The following is a 16,383-nucleotide window of genomic DNA, read 5'->3' on the forward strand; positions in this document are numbered from 1 at the left end:
AGGAAAGGTGCACAGCACCTTTCCTGCACTACACAATAAAAAGGGCGCAGGCGCGCATGCGCCTGCCAGCCAGGGAGCAGCAAGATCCCGCTGGTATTGGGAGGCAGACACTCTCTCAGTGATGGAACAGGCGCACGCCGGTAAAGGCCATTGCCATCCCGTAGTCGTTACAGGCTTCGATTACAACATCGTCGCGTACGGAACCTCCGGGTTGGGCGACATATTTCACGCCATAGAGGGCGGCACAATCGATATTGTCGCGGAAAGGGAAGAAGGCATCCGAGCCCAGAGCAACTCCTTGCAGCGTTTTGAGCCACTCATACTTCTCCTCTTTCGTCAGGCGTGCTGGCACCTCTTCAAAGTTCTGGGCCCAGGCTTCCAGCTCGACGGGCGTGGCATCCTCAATTAGATAGAGATCGACAGCATTGACGCGATCCTGGCGCTTGACGCTTTCTTTCCAGCGGAATTCAGCGATACGGGGATGGAGACGTAGATACCAGGTAGCGGCCTTCGAGGCGGCCAGACGGACACATTGGATGCGCGATTGTTGTCCCGCACCAATACCGATGCATTGTCCATCGACGGCAAAGCAGACCGAATTGGACTGTGTATATTTCAGGGTGATCAAGGAGATCAACAGGTCGCGCCGAGCTTCGGGGGTCAGATCTTTATTCGCGGTAGGGATCTCTTTGAACCAATCGGTGCTGGCGAGGGCAGTATTGCGTTTTTGCTCGAAGGTCACGCCAAAGACTTCGCGCTGCTCAAACTCTCCAGGCTCATAGGTCGGATCAATTTGCAGGACGATATAGCGGCCCTTTTGCTTGTTGCGCAGGATCTCCAATGCCTCTGGCTCATAGCCGGGAGCAATCACGCCATCTGATACTTCGCGGCTCAAGATCTTCGCGGTGGGAACATCCACGATATCACTGAGCGCGGCCCAGTCTCCAAAGGATGAGAGACGATCAGCGCCACGGGCGCGTGCATAGGCCGTCGCGAGTGGGGAGCGTTCCAGTTTCTCGACGCCATATGATTTCTTTAACTCATCGCTCAAAGGCAGACCAACCGCTGCTCCGGCCGGACTGACGTGCTTGAAGGATGCCGCTGCTGGCAGGTTCAATACTGTTTTTAGCTCTTTCACCAACTGCCATGAGTTGAGTGCATCGAGCAGATTGATATAGCCGGGAGCGCCATTGAGAACGGTAAAGGGTAAACTGCCTTCTTTAGCGAAGACGCGGGCCGGTTTCTGATGTGGATTACAGCCGTAACGTAAGGCCAGTTCGTTGTTTGTCATGATATTTCTTCTGTTCCTGAATGATGATCTGGTTGAGACTACAATGCCATCATCATCGGCTCCTATCCCATGCATATTGGATGCGGAGCCGATGGTTGGTGCTAAGCAGCCTGAATGACTTATGCCTCGGGCTGTAGCAGGTCGAGGTTCAATTCTGGATAGAGCGGATATTTTTCCAGCAGGGCCTGAACGCGTTGCTGAGCACTGACCAGGATCTCATTATCCAGGATATATTTGGTGAGGCTTTGTTTGCCACTGGCTGTTTTAGCCGGTGTGGTATTGGAGAGCACGAGTTTGATGATACTGGCAATCTCGCGCATCTCTGCCGCACCCATACCCAATGTTGTCATCGCAGGGGTACCGATGCGCAGGCCACTGGTATACCAGGGACCATTGGCGTCAAATGGCAGGGAATTACGGTTCAAGGTGAACTTGCATTCGCGCAGCACCGACTCCGCCTGGCGACCTGTCAGGCCAAAGGTTTTGGCGACATTGATTAGCAGAAGATGATTATCCGATCCGCCTGTCAGTACATCCAGTCCCTCTTCGACGCAAGCTGCGGCCAAGGCCTGTGAGTTCTCAACGATCTTTTGCGCATAGTCATGGAACTCGGGGCGTAACGCCTCACGGAAAGCAATCGCTTTGGCGGCCATTACGTGTGGCAAGGGACCACCCAGCAACTCGGGACAGCCTTTATTGACCCATTCGGCGAACTCTTCTTTACACAGCACTAGACCGCCGCGGGGTCCGCGCAAGGTCTTGTGTGTAGTCGAGGTAACGACATGAGCATGGGGAACGGGATCATACTCGCCAGTGAAGACCTTACCAGCGACCAATCCCGCGAAGTGGGCCATATCCACCATTAACACGGCTCCGACCTCATCGGCCATTTCGCGCATCTTCGCGAAGTTCAGTTTGCGGGGATAGGCACTATAGCCGGCCAGCAGAATCAGAGGACGCACCTCATGTAATTGCTTGCGCAACTGATCCAGATCAATCAAGCCGCTCTCGCGATCCACGCTATAGGTATAGACATCAAACAGATGGCTGGAAATATTGTGGCGATAGCCGTGGGTCAAATGGCCGCCGGAGTAATAATCCAGGGAGAGCAGGCGCTGATTATGGACGACCTCGCGTACCTTATTCCAATCCTCACGACTTAATTTAGAGGGATCTTCATAGCCCAGCTCGCTAAGAATTGGCTTCTGAGCTTTCGCTGAGAGGATAGCGAGATAAGCGACCAGATTGGCGTCCGCGCCTGAATGGGGCTGGACATAGGCATAATCCGCACCAAACAGTTCCTGAGCTAATTGCGCCGCTTCGCTTTCGATAGCATCGACGTTATCACAGCCTGCATAGAAGCGATGATTGGGATAGCCCTCGGCATACTTATCGGTCAGCAGGTTGCCCATCGCCAGTTGTGTTGTTAATGAGCTATAGTTCTCGCTGGCAATCATCTTCAAATTGCTGCGCTGATCGCGTAACTCCTGCACGATATTGGCCGCAATCGAGGGGGAAACCGTCTGAATCTGATCGAGCGAGGCATAAAAAGCCGCCGCCGCAGATTGGGGGGCCTGTCCATTGAGATTGTTTAAGTAGCGAACCAGGAAGGATTGATCGGTGGCTGTTGTTGTCATCGTCGCTAACTCCTTATACTGTCGATATTTCACAACGAAATGAAACATCCAGCCCAGGCGAACGACTGTTATAGGGTTAGATCCTCCCGGCTTCCTCGTGGTACTCCACTTTATCGCCAGTCGCCAGGAGAACATAGTCTCTTCTTTTTTACGGGAATCACTGTTATGACTCACCGCTATAAGTATAACAGCCCTGCCAACAGAGTCAAGTAGCAGCCACCCTTCATGGGTGGAGTCAAACCGATCCTCTCGCCCCAACGCTCTGGAATGTTCCCTGATAGGGATGTTGGGGTGGGAATGGCCTACGGGCGTGGGAATCGTACGAGGAACGGGAATGCGCACCTCCGTTGCGACCTCGGCACGCACCTCCGTTTTTCGTCATGCTCACCAATTCAGGTCTGTTCATCTATTATCTGCGTTCGGGTTTTTCGCGTTGTTACACCATCCATTCTCGTCCTTGAAGCGGTATTGCCTGTGAAGGGTAGATGGCAATGATGCTTATAAAACGGGCATAAGGCTAAAATTCACCGAATGGCATTACAAAGTCAAAATTGCCTGGACCGGCTGTACGTTCTAGCTGATTGATGATCACTGTGGCATTATCGTGAGGCCCGGCTATAAACAGAGGTTTCCCTTTTTGACCAAATTCTATCTGATAGGGCTCTGGCAGTTCGCCCCTGGGGGTGAGCAGAAACTGTGAGAGATTAAAATCATTGTCAGGAGAGAAGCCAAACTGGTCCGCATATGCAATGGCCCCATAGATCATCTGTTGCGCTAACTCAAGCGAGCATTTCTCCAGTGGGGTGCGTTCATCTACTGGCTCAACAACCTCATCTTCGTAGCGCTGTTTTGAATAGTTAATTCGAATGAAGGTATTCTTGAGTCCCAGGCAGTACTTATCAACCAGATACACTCCGCAACTAATCATCCCATCGGGTTGCTGGCGAGCAACGATAAGTTGTACCAGACCTGATCCCGCTTTCCAATCAGCACTAATCCAGCACTCATAGACAGGATAGTTACGCGCCTCACGAATAATCGTGCTTTTTGAGAACGACAGGTTTGCTTTCATCGACACCTTGTGTTGATTGGCTGCTTTCTTGCGCTTCTTCATGACCGCTTTTTGTTGCTTTTTCGGGTCCTGTGGCATTTATCCAACTCCTGTTTCTACTTGCTAACATCTCTTTTGAACCCATTATAGCAGCAACGCAGTACCATGAAAACAAAGTCGGATTATTGCTCTTCCAACTGTTGAGAATCCTGTGTCTGGAGTTGCGTATCAATCTCATCGATTTTTTGTTGATAGGCACGAATTTTTTGTGCAAACAGATTTTTCATATCTTTATACGAATCTATGATGCGGTCTCTTTCCTGATCATCATTCGCCAGGCTTGTATCGATATCTGCAATCTTCTGGTCAAGAGCAGTTATTTTATAGTGTGTGTTTGGCTGTCCGGTACGTGCCCGAACCGCGTTGTATTCTTCATTTACTTGATTGGTTTCGCGTTCAATGGTTGAGCGAGCTTGTTCTAAATCGGGAAGAAGTGCGCTCACTTGATCAACTTCGGCCTGTCCTTCTTGGATACGTGTAATCATATCGTTAGCCCGTTGTAAGAAATCATATTTTTGTTTTGCCTGTCCATGTTCATTACCCGTGGTATATAAATTATATGATTGTTGGTTTTCATAATTTTGATTAAATATATCCTGTTTGGTTGCCCTATGGCCATCTATCCTCATTAATAAATCCTGTATTTCTTCAGTGGGGAGTAAGTCACCTTCCGCAATTGTTTGTGCTGTCCTTTTTATTTCTTGAGCCAGAGCACTATCTTTGTGATGAGACTCCATTTCCTTTTCATATTCCGTGCGAAGATAGCGTGGCACATTGCTCTGCTCTTTTGCCTCTTTCAAGTTTTGATACAAACCATCATGTTCTTGAGCTTGTTTACTGGCTTCTTCTTGAACCTTTCTTGCATTTTCAGGATTGACTTCCTGGCTCATTAAGCGCAATTGCAGCATTGCTTTTGTGTTATCCATTAAACTGAGATCCTGCCCCGCTTGTCGTAGCGTGTTCTGGGTTTCCAGGCTCATTTTTATTTTATTTTTTTCATCGGCCAGGCTATCATTGATACTCTGTTGTAGTGTATCAATGTCTGGAGTGGCTTGTCCATTAATATAATCTCTGACTATCATCTCAGCGGCTCGATATGCTCTGGCATCGTCACGTAAGTGCTCAACTCTTTGGTGTAGCTTCCTCTCCGCTTTTTGTAGTAGCGCTTGCTCTTTGAGCATAGCATCTTTTTCTCTCAGAGAGGTTGTTTTTTCCCGCTTTTTGTTTGTGTAATCAGATAGGTTTACTTTAGCCCGTAACTCTTGGGCATGTTCTTTTAGTGAAATTTTTTGCCGTATTTCTGTAAAGGTTGTAAGAGCCTGTAATGTTTCTTTTTCTTTAACCAACGTTCCCCGCTCACGTGTGGTCTGACTTTCATCCTGAGTGCTTGTGGCCGGATTATCACTACTATTCACTTGATAGAACTCACTGTTTCCCATATCGGCAGGCGCTTCAAGCATACTTCTATTCTCAATGGATTCCGAAGCAAGTTCTCGTATATGTGATCCTGAATTCATCAAAGAATCCCTTTCTTACTCGTTGACTGGTATGATGGTAACTTTTTTATTGATACGTCTAAGTATAGAAATATCGTATGACAAATACCAGTAGTATGACAAATACCAGTATAAGAAAGGGAAACTTTGCTAAATTCAGGTAAGAAGAGTAGACATCAAGGGCGCTTGAAGCTCTTCAGGTGCTTCCTCTCGTATTTATTGGTTACTCGACGGCATAGGTTGGTTGTTTGGTTTGGTTTTCAGCTGTCAGCGCATCCTGCCGCTCTTCGTGTTTTTGATCGTGTCGTCCCCAGAAATAGAAGACAATGGTGAGCACGATAATCAAGGCCAGGGCCCCAAGTTGTGTAGCCTCATATGTGCCGCGCGGTACGTTTGACATTTTGATCACCTGATCCGTGGGGAAGAACATGAAGAAGGTGGCAATCGCGGCATAGGCGGTTGTCAAAATGGTCACGATCCAGGCTCCTACCATCCCTCCGGGTACGCTATAGGGGCGCGGAACATGCGGATACTTGTAGCGCAAGATGATGTAGGTTGGATAGATGCAGAGATAGGCCAGAATGTTGATTGAGACGGTAAAGCCCAGTGTCAGACTGAATAGCGATTGCATCGAGCCATTCCCAGAGGCCGTTACTAATACTGTCGCAAGCATTGCAACGGTGGCGACGAGGCCACAGAGCAGTGTGGACGTAACGGGAGTACCATTCTTCGCGCTGAAGCGACCGAGGGCGCGGGGCACTACATGATCCAGGGCTGCAATTGCATACGTACGGTTCCCGCCGCCCATCCAGGTTGAGCCACTGGCAATCAGCGTCAAAATAATGGCTGGTACCAGCAGTATTTTTAAAACGAATAGTACTGGCGTGGGGAGCACCACGGCGACATTACTGATCGCTTGTAGAAGCCCGCTGGTACTACTGATCTGGGTCTTATTTAAGGCGAGCAAGATCACACAGATGGGGATCAAATAGGCGACGACTGCGACGCTACCGGCGCGTATCAATGAGCGAGGTATGTCGCGCTGAGGATTTTTCATCTCTTCACCTGCTCCACTCTGGACCTCAAAGCCGGTCCATTTGAAAATGAGAATGGGCAGGATGCCGCTGACGATCAGGCTCCAGTTGTTAGTGGGAAGGAAATCTTTCGCTTGCAGATGTTCACCAGAGGCAAGGCCGCCAATAAAGAATGCCAGAGCCAGTATCACAAAAATTCCTAGCAGAATCAGTTTGGTGAGTGCACCTATCGTTGCGAACCATTTACTTATGCGCATGGGTAACAGGACACAACCAATCGTGCCCCAGATAAAGGCCAGCGCGATCACGATCGTAATCAGTGTATCGCTGATTTTATTGCCGCCAAAGAGCATCGTGGTTTGTCCAAACCAGAACAATTTGATGGCTGAGATCACTGTCACAAACATCGTGCCACCGATCCAGAGCGGATTTGAGATCCAATAGAACATCGAAGTCAGAGCGGCATAGGGGCGTCCGCACGCCTTACGCGCCCATTCATAGACGCCTCCCTCCTGTGGAAAGGCACTGCCTAACTCAGCGGATAAAAGACCATAGGGAATTAAGAAGGTAAACGCGGATATAACGATCCAGAACAGTGTTTGTCCGCCATACGAAGAGACTGCGCCAATAGTATCGATACCCAGGACCGCAGCAATCGTAAAGAAAACCATATCAATGAAATGGAAATCGCGTTTGATTTTCTTTTTCTCCGCTGCCATTCCGGATGATCTTGGAGAAGTTATATTTTCGTTGTTCATGCTCAAAAAACCTTTGTGGATCACGCAATGACATCCCTGCTGAATAACAGGCTAGAAGGTAAGTCCAGTCAGGAAAGCATGGTTTCTCTGACGGCATTTAACTGCATGTCATTGGCAGGTAGTGATGAAGTTGAGATTGTACATTCTAAAAAATGAGATCGATGGTGAAAGAAGGTTACCCCCACTCACGTATGCACTGCGTCGTGCCACAGCCCCTGGAATATCTCGTAGCGAGATCACTGAGGAGATTTGCTGGTTCAAAGTATATCACTGTGTTCTATTGCATGTCAAAGAAGGTGGCTATCATCCCTGTCTGTCGCTCTCTTCACGCATGATGTTTCGCACCTACAGTGCTCACAGTGCTCAAAAATTTCATCAGGTTTTGCACAAAAAGTCCGCGGACTTTTTGTGCAAAACCTGATGAAAAAGGGACAAGCGCCTGAGCGCCTGTTTATAAACGAACTAAGCGCTTAGTTTTGGGCGGCTGGTAGTTCTGCTACCTGTGCGAGGGTTTTATCCAGCAGATCGGTGGCCTCGTCGATATCGGCGGTGGTCAGGATCAATGGAGGAACCATGCGCAGTGTCTGGGGATCGGGGCTGTTGAGCAGGAGCCCGTGTTCCAGGGCTGTCTGTACAATGACTGGACCCACGCCATGTTTGACATTAACTGCACGCATCAGGCCGATACCCCGTGGGCTGTCGATGAAGGCATATTTCGCGCATAACTGTTCTAATTTTGTCTTCCAATACTCGCCCATGCGAGTAGCGTTGTCGAGTAGATTGTTTTCCTTGATGGTGGTAATGGTAGCGATACCAGCGGCGCAGGCAATGGGATTGCCACCAAAGGTGGTACCATGATCCCCTGGCTCAAAGATATCGGTGCGGGGATCTGTGAGCATGGCGCCAATAGGAATACCGCCGGCCAGACCTTTCGCCATTGTAACGATATCGGGGCGTACATAATGTTCCCAGCTAAAGAACTTGCCGGTTCGACCTGAACCTGCCTGGACTTCATCACAGATCAGGACCAGATTCTGCTCGTCACACCACTGGCGTAGACCCTGCATATACTCCAGCGAGGCTGGCCAGATGCCACCTTCACCCTGTACAGCCTCAACCAGGATCGCGGCTGTCTTATCACTTGTGGCATCTTTGACCGCTTGTAGATCATTAAAAGGCACCTGCTTAAAGCCATCAGGAAGGGGTTGCCAGGTTGCCTGGTAGGAAGCCTGTCCGGTAGCCGCCGTGGTAGCCATTGTGCGACCATGGAAGCTATTGTTCATGCTGATGATCTCATAGGCCCCGTTGCGATGCAGTCGGCCATATTTGCGGGCCAGCTTAAACGCACCCTCATTGGCTTCTGCACCACTATTGGAGAAGAAGGAGCGCATACCGTTGCTTTGTACGCCCAGCAGTTCGGCAAGCTCAATCTGGCGTGTATTGTAGTAGAGATTCGACACATGTACCAGTTGGGTTACCTGCTGCTGGACCGCTTCGACGATGGCGGGATGACAGTGTCCCAGAACGTTGACGGCGATACCCGCGACAAAATCGAGGTACACTTTGCCTTCGCTATCCCATACTCGTGTGCCCTCGCCACGTACCAGAGTGATGGGTTGGCGTTTAAATGTGCCTTGATAATATTGCTGTTCAAGGCTCACCCAGTCGCGTTGTTGTTGCTTTGTCGTTGTCATAAACCGCGCTCCTCTTCAAATGTTGTCCGCACCAATGAAAAAAAGCTCCAATCGATGCCCCACGATTTCCCAGATAGATCTTAAATAACCAGGGAATGCAGCATCTGGAACTCTTCATCACTTCCATTGTACTATCTACTTCCTGCTGGGACAAGTACCATTTTCTTTTGATTGTAACCTACCATTTCCGGGTCAGTCCGCTACTTCGTCGGATGCCATTATGAGGCATCCAAGGAATATGGTGGTTGAAGTTGAGGCGGTAAAGGATAGGATGGCTGTGGCAGGGCCAGTTCATGTTCTTCTAGTGGTCCGCCCGCACGTACCTCAGTCATACCTGCTGTAAGGGAGGGCGCTTCGCAGGCATGTTCTTCGTTCATTGGCTGATTGAAGAGCGATTCAAAGACTGGACCCTCAAGCGTCTCCTCTTTGATCAGGCGTTCGCTGATCATGATCAGGCGATTCTTGTTATTCATCAGAATATTGTATGCTTTATCAAAGCCCTCCTGAATGATGCGGCGCACCTCTTCATCGATTTCACGGGCGGTCTGCTCGCTATAGTTACGCTGCTCGCCAAAGTCGCGTCCCAGGAAGACAAGCTCTTCCTTATGTCCCAGTGCCATTGGGCCAATACGTTGGCTCATGCCGTATTCAGTGACCATAGAGCGCGCAATCTTGGTGACGCGTTCAATATCATTTGACGCTCCAGTGGTCACTTCGCCAAAGGTGATCAGTTCTGCAACATGTCCACCCAGCGCGTAGGCGAGCATATCCTCAAATTGAGGCTTACTCCACAGATAGCGATCTTCCGTTGGCAGCAGCATCGTGAAGCCACCAGCCTGTCCACGTGCGACAATTGAGACCTTGTGAACGGGATCAGTATTACGCAATAAGCGGGCGACCAGGGCATGTCCCACCTCATGATAGGCGGTAATGGATTTTTCGCGCTCGCTAATGATCCGGCTTTTGCGTGCAGGTCCGGCCACGACACGATCAATGGCCTCTTCCATCTCACTCATCCCAATATTCTTTTTGTTGCGTCTGGCGGCCAGAATTGCAGCTTCATTTAAGAGATTGGCAACATCGGCACCTGAGAAGCCGGGTGTTTGTTTGGCGAGTACCTCCAACGAGATATCAGATGCTAAAGGCTTGCCCTTGGCATGAACCTCGAGAATTGCGATGCGCCCACGAATATCGGGACGATCCAATACGACCTGCCGATCAAAGCGGCCTGGACGCAACAGGGCGGGATCAAGCACGTCAGGGCGATTGGTGGCGGCGATCACAATCACATTGGTATTGGTATCAAAGCCATCCATCTCGACCAGTATTTGATTTAAGGTTTGCTCACGCTCATCGTGGGAACCGCCCAGGCCAGCGCCGCGTTGGCGCCCAACGGCATCAATCTCATCGACAAAGACGATACAGGGGCTATTGCGTTTGGCTTGCTCAAAGAGATCGCGTACGCGGCTGGCCCCGACACCAACAAACATCTCTACAAACTCGGAGCCACTGATGCTAAAGAAGGGGACACCGGCTTCGCCCGCCACTGCGCGCGAAATCAGCGTCTTACCCGTTCCTGGAGGGCCAACTAATAACAAACCTTTAGGGATACGAGCTCCCAGGGCGGCGAATTTGTCTGGATACTTGAGAAACTCTACAATTTCCTGCAGTTCTTGTTTGGCTTCCTCCACGCCTGCGACATCGGCAAAGGTGACAGACGGCTTATTGCCCATAAAGATACGTGCCCGGCTTTTCCCAAACGATAATGCCTGATTATTGCTGCCCTGTGTTTGCCGCAACATGAAGAAGAGCAAGAGGGCCAGTAAGATAAAGGGAATCCAGCCAGCCAGCGTGCCCAACCAGCCCCAGATGGGACTTGTGGGTTCAAATTGAAGTTTCACAACCTGTGGATTGGTATAATCGATGCTATTATCTTTTAGCACCTGGGTAACATTAAATGTGCTGTCAACAGTTGCTGATTCTTGAGTTGCGCTGGTCGTTTGCCCGCGCGCCAGCGTCAATGTTCCACCAGCTACGGTTAGCGCGTCAAGCTGACCCTTCGCAATATCTGTCTTGAGATTGCTCATAAGGGTTGAGACCGAAACAGATTTCACATATGTCTGTGGTCGAACAATAATGAGAATGATCAGAACGGCAATTAGCAAGATCAGGAGCCAGAAAAAGCTCGTTCTGAGCCGTTTTCCATTATAAGACATGGAGGCTCCTCTCTAAACATGCGGCGATACAAGTGGCACGCGTGTTTTTATCACAACCAGTAAGGTTGGTAAAAAATTCATAGCTGGTAAAAAACGAAACAGGTACCCTCAGGTCACCTGGCAGTAATTTTATGACTCTTGTGGGCTTCATTATAGCACACCCGGTTGTTGATCTATTATGGAACAATCTGGGAAAATTAGCATACAATTCATGTCTAAGCCTCTCCTGTGTATTATAGTGAAATTGAATCGTGCTATGCCATAAATATCGCTGACATAGGCATCAACTTGTGTTATCACACAATTTAAGATGCATAGGATACGTCTGCACACGCATTTTTCGCACAGAACTGGCGCAGGAAAACGCGTGAATTTTTTTGCGCGCTACCAAAATAAGGACTTTTTTCTTATCCGTATCTGTCAACTTTGCTGTATTTCTATCGTCGCTTCTTTGTTATTCTATTATCTCTACGTGGCAGTTGTATAGTTTGTAACAGTTGGGCGGGCCAGAACGAGTCCCCACACATTTTTTGCCCCTGCCGCGATGAGCGGTGCCGCACAGGCTTCGAGCGTTGCCCCTGTTGTACAGACATCATCGATGATAAGTATTCTACGATTTCGGATTATTGTGTTTGTAGAGCCGTGCTGGCACTGAAATGCACCCTGTAAATTAATACGACGCTCATATGCCGACAACTGTACCTGCGTTGAGGTTGTACGCACTCGTGTCAGCAGGGTTGGCACAAGAGGGATATTTAGCTGGCGCGCACAGATGGTTGCCAATACCTGTGCCTGATTATAGCCGCGCCGCTGGAGGCGTTCGTGGTGTAGTGGTACGGGAATAATCAGATCCGACTGCATGCCATAGCGTTGATATGCCTGTGCCAGCAAACATCCCAGCGGTTCCCCTAACTGGCGTTTGCCCTCATATTTCAGAGCATGAATGGTTGAGCGTAAGGGTTCTCGATAACTACTCGCGACGCGCAATCCACTCAAGCGCAGTGGTAGATACTGGCAGGGCAGACAGCGTTCCCCACGTCCCAGTGGATTCCCACAATGTCGACAGATGGGTGGAGGAATAGATGGGATCGTCGCGATACAGCGCGGGCAAAGCAAGGCACCACTCGTGCCGCAGTGCAGACAATGAATGGGAAACAATAAATTTAAGGCATATTCGATTGTCTCTTTGAACATCCGCATATTCCGCATATAAAGCAAGTATCCTTTCCTGATAACCACTGTGCTTTCCAGGTACCTACTATTTCTATACTGAGTAAATGTCTCAATCTGGAAATATTCAAACTTTTTTGTTATTGATACTGAATATCATTGACAGAAATGATTTTCTCCTGTATCCTTGTCCTTAAAGATACGGTGTCTCAATTGGGATGTGTGGTGCGCACCGCTCGTGTCTCTAGATTTTATAGCTGCTTATTTTTGAGGGAGAATAGTATGCCTCTATCCCATGTTCTGAGAAGAGTTCTAACCCTGATCAGTACTTTTCTGCTTGTGGTCATACTGGCTGCTTGTGGTACCATTGCTCAAAGCACCACTTCTAGCAATACCAGTAACAACATTATCCATGTTGTTGCTGCTGAAAACTTTTGGGGAAGTATCGTCGCGCAGATTGGCGGCAATTATATTCAAGTTACCAGTATTATTTCTGACCCCAATGCTGATCCTCATAGCTATGAGCCGACCACAGCTGATGCTCGTACAGTCGCTGATGCCCAATATGTCATTCTAAACGGGGCAGGTTACGATCCCTGGGCCGACAAACTCTTGCAATCAAATCCTGTCAGTGGACGCAAAGCGTTAAATATTGGCACATTTAATGGTAAGTATGCAGGTGATAATCCCCATATGTGGTACAACCCGGCATATGTTATGGCTACTATTGCAAAGATCCGTGACGATTTGAAGACGCTTGATCCAGCCCATGCCGTAGCATTTGACCAATTCGCGCAATCTTTCCAACAACGGGGTCTCAAACAGTATCATGATTTGATTGCGGCGATCAAAGCAAGATATAGTGGTACGCCGGTTGGGGCTACAGAAAGCATTTTTTCTTATCTGGCGCCAGCACTGGGCTTACAACTCATCACACCCTACTCCTATCTCAAGGCTGTCTCTGAAGGAGAAGATATCTCGGCGGCTGATGAAGCGCTCGTTGAGCAGCAGATCACCCAGAAACAGATCAAGATCTTGATCTATAACTCTCAGAATACTCCCAATAATATCCAGACTCTGATCAAAAAAGCTCAGGCGAACCATATCCCGGTGGCGACCATTACCGAGACATTGACGCCCGCGCATGCTACATTCCAAGACTGGCAAAGCAAGCAGTTGCAAGGTATCCAGACTGCTTTACAGCAAGCTATTGGCAAGTAATACCATAGCAGATGGCCGACGAAAGCCGGCCATCTGGAAAGGAATCCATTGGGTCATGACTGATTTAAGCTCAACTTCTGTTGCTGTTTCTCTGCCTTCTAGCTTACATTCCTTGATTGAAGTTGAGAATGCTGCTGTTGTGCTGGGTGGACGGACGATCTGGCAAAATGTGCAGTTGACTGTTCAGCAAGGAGAGTTTCTTGCTATTCTGGGTCCTAACGGTGCGGGTAAATCCACTTTATTGAAAGCGTTGCTTGGCTTGCTGCCCCTTGCTGCGGGTACGATTACTGTGCTGGGACATCCTGCTCGGCGTGGTAATGCCGCAATTGGATATGTACCACAGCGGCGACATTTTGAGGCCGATGTGCATGTGCGTGGGCGTAGCATTGTACGTCTGGGATTGGATGGTGGTCAGTGGGGATTTCCATTGCCGTTTATACAACGTCGTCAGGCGCGTATGGCGGCTGCACGAGTGCAGGAAGCGATAGATCTGGTAGGAGCTACGGCTTATGCTGATCGATCGATTGGCGAACTATCAGGTGGTGAGCAACAGCGCTTGTTAATCGCGCAGGCATTAATCACCAGCCCTCAGATCCTGGTGTTGGATGAACCGCTGGATAGTCTGGATCTGCGCAATCAACAGGGGGTTGCTGGAGTCATCCGACAGGTGAGCCGGGAAACAGGTGCTGCGGTACTGATTGTGGCCCATGATATTAATCCACTCCTCGCTGCGGTAGATCGTGTGGTATATGTCGCACATGGACAGGTTGAGGTCGGAACTCCACAAGCTGTGATCACGACAGAAACGCTCTCACGCCTCTACAATACTCCTATCGAGGTACTACGTGCACGCGATGGATGTATTGTGGTTGTGGGTCAACCCGAAGAGGAGATTAGCTATCATGCTCATCGTGCGCGCTGAAATGCTCCCATTTTCCTGGAATCTAATTATGGACATCCAGATGCTCTTACACTATCACTTTATGCAAAATGCCTATGTTGCGGGTACTCTTGTCGCTTTGATGGCTGGCATGATGGGATATTTTATGGTATTGCGTGGTCAGAGCTTTGCTGGTCACAGTCTTGCTAATGTCGGCTTTGTAGGCGCGACAGGTGCGGTTCTGTTTGGCATTTCTCCTATTATAGGTCTGTTTATCGCTGGTATCTGTGCTGCTCTCGGCATTCATATACTCAATCTGACCACGCGTCAAAGCCGACAGAGCGATATTGCGTCTGGAGTCATTCTCTCAGCCTCACTGGCTTCAGGCTTCCTCTTTATTCATCTGGCGACGGCAGAATATGCCGCCAATATCCTAAATGTGTTATTTGGCAATGTGCTGGGTATCAGTGATATCGACGTAAGCATTATTCTCTGGTCAACACTCTTGCTGATAAGTGTGCTGGCTGTGATTGCCAGGCCATTGTTTTTTGCCTCGCTTGATCCAGCCGTGGCCGCGGCGCGGAGGGTACCTGTACGTCTATTGTCCTTTGGCTATCTTGTATTGCTAGCGCTGGAGGTGGCCGTAGCTGTACAAGTGGTGGGGGTGTTATTGATCTTTGCATTGCTGGTAACCCCTGCCGCTATTGCTCAACACCTGACATCTCGTCCTATGGTAGCGCTGGTGTTGGCGATCGTTCTGGCTCTCCTCTTTATGTCGTTGGGACTGACCATTGGCTACATTACGCCATATCCCGTAGGCTTTTTCATCACAACCTGTGCGTTTGGTACATATGTCTGCGTACGTGTGGGACGTTTTATCAGCAAGCGGCTAGCGAGAACGCGTTTCACTGTCTCTACTGAGACAAAAATAGGGAGAATTTCATGACTTTTGTTGTAGCAGATGCCCTTCCTCCTTTTACTCTCAATTTCGGGTTAGATATTCAGGTGATGCTGCGTTATGATTTTATGCGGCAGGCTTTTATTGCTGGTGCTATCTTGAGTGTGCTGGCAGGTTTGGTGGGATATTTTATGGTGCTGAGGCATCAGGTTTTTGCCGGTGAGTCGTTATCTGATGTGGCGTTTACAGGAGCACTTGGTGGAGCAGTCATTGGTATTAATCCTTTTGTGAGCCTGCTGATTACGACCGTTGCAGTGGGATTAGGCATGAGCGTATTTGGTGAGCGTTTACGGGAACGGGATGTGGCTATTGGTACTGTATTGGCCTGGATTATGGGATTGGGCGCGTTCTTCCTTAATCTGTTCACTACTCAAGTCAGCGGTACAGGGACGGGGTTTTCCGGGATCACCATCTTATTTGGCAATATCCTTGATATATCAGTAGAGCAGTTACGCCTGATCAGCATCGTCAGTGGATTAACCATTCTGGCCCTTTGCTTGATTGCGCGACCGCTGCTCTTTGCCTCACTTGATCCTGATGTAGCAGCGGCACGCGGCATCCCTGTGCGTTTCCTTGGTGCGGGCTTTATGATATTGTTGGCGATAACAGTGGCTGAAGCCACCATGGCAGTCGGTGCATTTCTAGCGTTTGCCCTGTTGCTCTTGCCCGCCGCTCTTGCCCATCAGACGACCAGCCGTCCCTTTGTTGCCTTGAGTCTCGCACTCATCTTTGCGGTTGTCTTAACATGGCTGGGCCTGACAATTGGTTTCTACACGGGCTATCCCAGCAGTGTATGTATCACCCTGCTGGCATTCATAAGTTATCTGTGTACTGTAGGTACCATACATGTCAGAGCATGGCTACAGCGTAGTAATTATTTGCGACAACCTGCTTGATTGTTCATAGGACAAAATTCT

The 16,383-nt window shown here is 49.3% G+C and carries 12 protein-coding genes and 1 riboswitch; of the genes, 4 read left to right on the top strand and 8 right to left on the bottom strand.

From position 1 onward, the window contains the following. Positions 1–115: 115 nt before the first annotated feature. The 8 genes from F1593_RS10740 to F1593_RS10775 form a co-directional block, all read right to left on the bottom strand. Positions 116–1,366, bottom strand: a complete 1,251-nt coding sequence (locus F1593_RS10740) for a phosphoribosylaminoimidazolecarboxamide formyltransferase (protein WP_149401562.1) — start codon at positions 1,364–1,366, stop codon at positions 116–118. Positions 1,367–1,410: 44 nt separating this feature from the next. Next, a complete protein-coding gene (locus F1593_RS10745) occupies positions 1,411–2,928 on the bottom strand; it encodes a glycine hydroxymethyltransferase (protein WP_149401563.1) in 1,518 nt (505 codons plus the stop codon). Between the two features lie 44 nt (positions 2,929–2,972). Then, a riboswitch (ZMP/ZTP riboswitch) is annotated at positions 2,973–3,062 on the bottom strand. A gap of 383 nt (positions 3,063–3,445) precedes the next feature. Further along, on the bottom strand, positions 3,446–4,078 hold the full coding sequence (locus F1593_RS10750) for a hypothetical protein (protein ID WP_149401564.1): 633 nt from the start codon (positions 4,076–4,078) through the stop codon (positions 3,446–3,448). Between the two features lie 83 nt (positions 4,079–4,161). Then, positions 4,162–5,556: a hypothetical protein gene (locus F1593_RS10755; RefSeq protein ID WP_149401565.1), complete on the bottom strand. Its 1,395-nt coding sequence runs from the start codon at positions 5,554–5,556 to the stop codon at positions 4,162–4,164. A 202-nt stretch (positions 5,557–5,758) separates the two neighbouring features. Continuing rightward, complete coding sequence (locus F1593_RS10760; RefSeq protein ID WP_172632037.1) at positions 5,759–7,288, bottom strand: APC family permease; 1,530 nt, start codon at positions 7,286–7,288, stop codon at positions 5,759–5,761. Between the two features lie 509 nt (positions 7,289–7,797). Then, positions 7,798–9,021 (bottom strand): aspartate aminotransferase family protein, encoded by a 1,224-nt coding sequence (locus tag F1593_RS10765; protein ID WP_149401567.1) that lies wholly within the window; start codon positions 9,019–9,021, stop codon positions 7,798–7,800. A gap of 218 nt (positions 9,022–9,239) precedes the next feature. Then, positions 9,240–11,237 (bottom strand): ATP-dependent zinc metalloprotease FtsH, encoded by a 1,998-nt coding sequence (ftsH, locus tag F1593_RS10770; RefSeq protein ID WP_149401568.1) that lies wholly within the window; start codon positions 11,235–11,237, stop codon positions 9,240–9,242. Between the two features lie 468 nt (positions 11,238–11,705). Continuing rightward, positions 11,706–12,446: a ComF family protein gene (locus F1593_RS10775; RefSeq protein ID WP_149401569.1), complete on the bottom strand. Its 741-nt coding sequence runs from the start codon at positions 12,444–12,446 to the stop codon at positions 11,706–11,708. Between the two features lie 243 nt (positions 12,447–12,689). On the opposite strand from F1593_RS10775, the gene F1593_RS10780 reads away from it, so the two are divergent. The 4 genes from F1593_RS10780 to F1593_RS10795 are packed head-to-tail and all read left to right on the top strand — an operon-like array spanning position 12,690 to position 16,362. Next, positions 12,690–13,628 (top strand): metal ABC transporter solute-binding protein, Zn/Mn family, encoded by a 939-nt coding sequence (locus F1593_RS10780; RefSeq protein ID WP_149401570.1) that lies wholly within the window; start codon positions 12,690–12,692, stop codon positions 13,626–13,628. 55 nt (positions 13,629–13,683) lie between these two features. Beyond that, positions 13,684–14,550, top strand: a complete 867-nt coding sequence (locus tag F1593_RS10785; RefSeq protein WP_149401571.1) for a metal ABC transporter ATP-binding protein — start codon at positions 13,684–13,686, stop codon at positions 14,548–14,550. Next, a complete protein-coding gene (locus tag F1593_RS10790; RefSeq protein WP_149401572.1) occupies positions 14,531–15,454 on the top strand; it encodes a metal ABC transporter permease in 924 nt (307 codons plus the stop codon). The genes F1593_RS10785 and F1593_RS10790 overlap by 20 nt, the downstream gene beginning before the upstream one ends. Continuing rightward, positions 15,451–16,362, top strand: a complete 912-nt coding sequence (locus F1593_RS10795; RefSeq protein WP_149401573.1) for a metal ABC transporter permease — start codon at positions 15,451–15,453, stop codon at positions 16,360–16,362. The genes F1593_RS10790 and F1593_RS10795 overlap by 4 nt, the downstream gene beginning before the upstream one ends. The last annotated feature ends 21 nt before the right edge of the window (positions 16,363–16,383 follow it).

This window comes from Dictyobacter arantiisoli (assembly GCF_008326305.1).
Classification (GTDB): Bacteria; Chloroflexota; Ktedonobacteria; order Ktedonobacterales; family Ktedonobacteraceae; genus Dictyobacter; species Dictyobacter arantiisoli.

What these genes read in the sequence shown, in the direction of transcription:
- F1593_RS10740 (WP_149401562.1), bottom strand. Translation starts at nt 1,366, where the DNA reads ATGCATGGGATAGGAGCCGATGATGATGGCATTGTAGTCTCAACCAGA.
- F1593_RS10745 (WP_149401563.1), bottom strand. Translation starts at nt 2,928, where the DNA reads ATGACAACAACAGCCACCGATCAATCCTTCCTGGTTCGCTACTTAAAC.
- F1593_RS10750 (WP_149401564.1), bottom strand. Translation starts at nt 4,078, where the DNA reads ATGCCACAGGACCCGAAAAAGCAACAAAAAGCGGTCATGAAGAAGCGC.
- F1593_RS10755 (WP_149401565.1), bottom strand. Translation starts at nt 5,556, where the DNA reads ATGAATTCAGGATCACATATACGAGAACTTGCTTCGGAATCCATTGAG.
- F1593_RS10760 (WP_172632037.1), bottom strand. Translation starts at nt 7,288, where the DNA reads ATGGCAGCGGAGAAAAAGAAAATCAAACGCGATTTCCATTTCATTGAT.
- F1593_RS10765 (WP_149401567.1), bottom strand. Translation starts at nt 9,021, where the DNA reads ATGACAACGACAAAGCAACAACAACGCGACTGGGTGAGCCTTGAACAG.
- ftsH (WP_149401568.1), bottom strand. Translation starts at nt 11,237, where the DNA reads ATGTCTTATAATGGAAAACGGCTCAGAACGAGCTTTTTCTGGCTCCTG.
- F1593_RS10775 (WP_149401569.1), bottom strand. Translation starts at nt 12,446, where the DNA reads ATGCGGAATATGCGGATGTTCAAAGAGACAATCGAATATGCCTTAAAT.
- F1593_RS10780 (WP_149401570.1), top strand. Translation starts at nt 12,690, where the DNA reads ATGCCTCTATCCCATGTTCTGAGAAGAGTTCTAACCCTGATCAGTACT.
- F1593_RS10785 (WP_149401571.1), top strand. Translation starts at nt 13,684, where the DNA reads ATGACTGATTTAAGCTCAACTTCTGTTGCTGTTTCTCTGCCTTCTAGC.
- F1593_RS10790 (WP_149401572.1), top strand. Translation starts at nt 14,531, where the DNA reads ATGCTCATCGTGCGCGCTGAAATGCTCCCATTTTCCTGGAATCTAATT.
- F1593_RS10795 (WP_149401573.1), top strand. Translation starts at nt 15,451, where the DNA reads ATGACTTTTGTTGTAGCAGATGCCCTTCCTCCTTTTACTCTCAATTTC.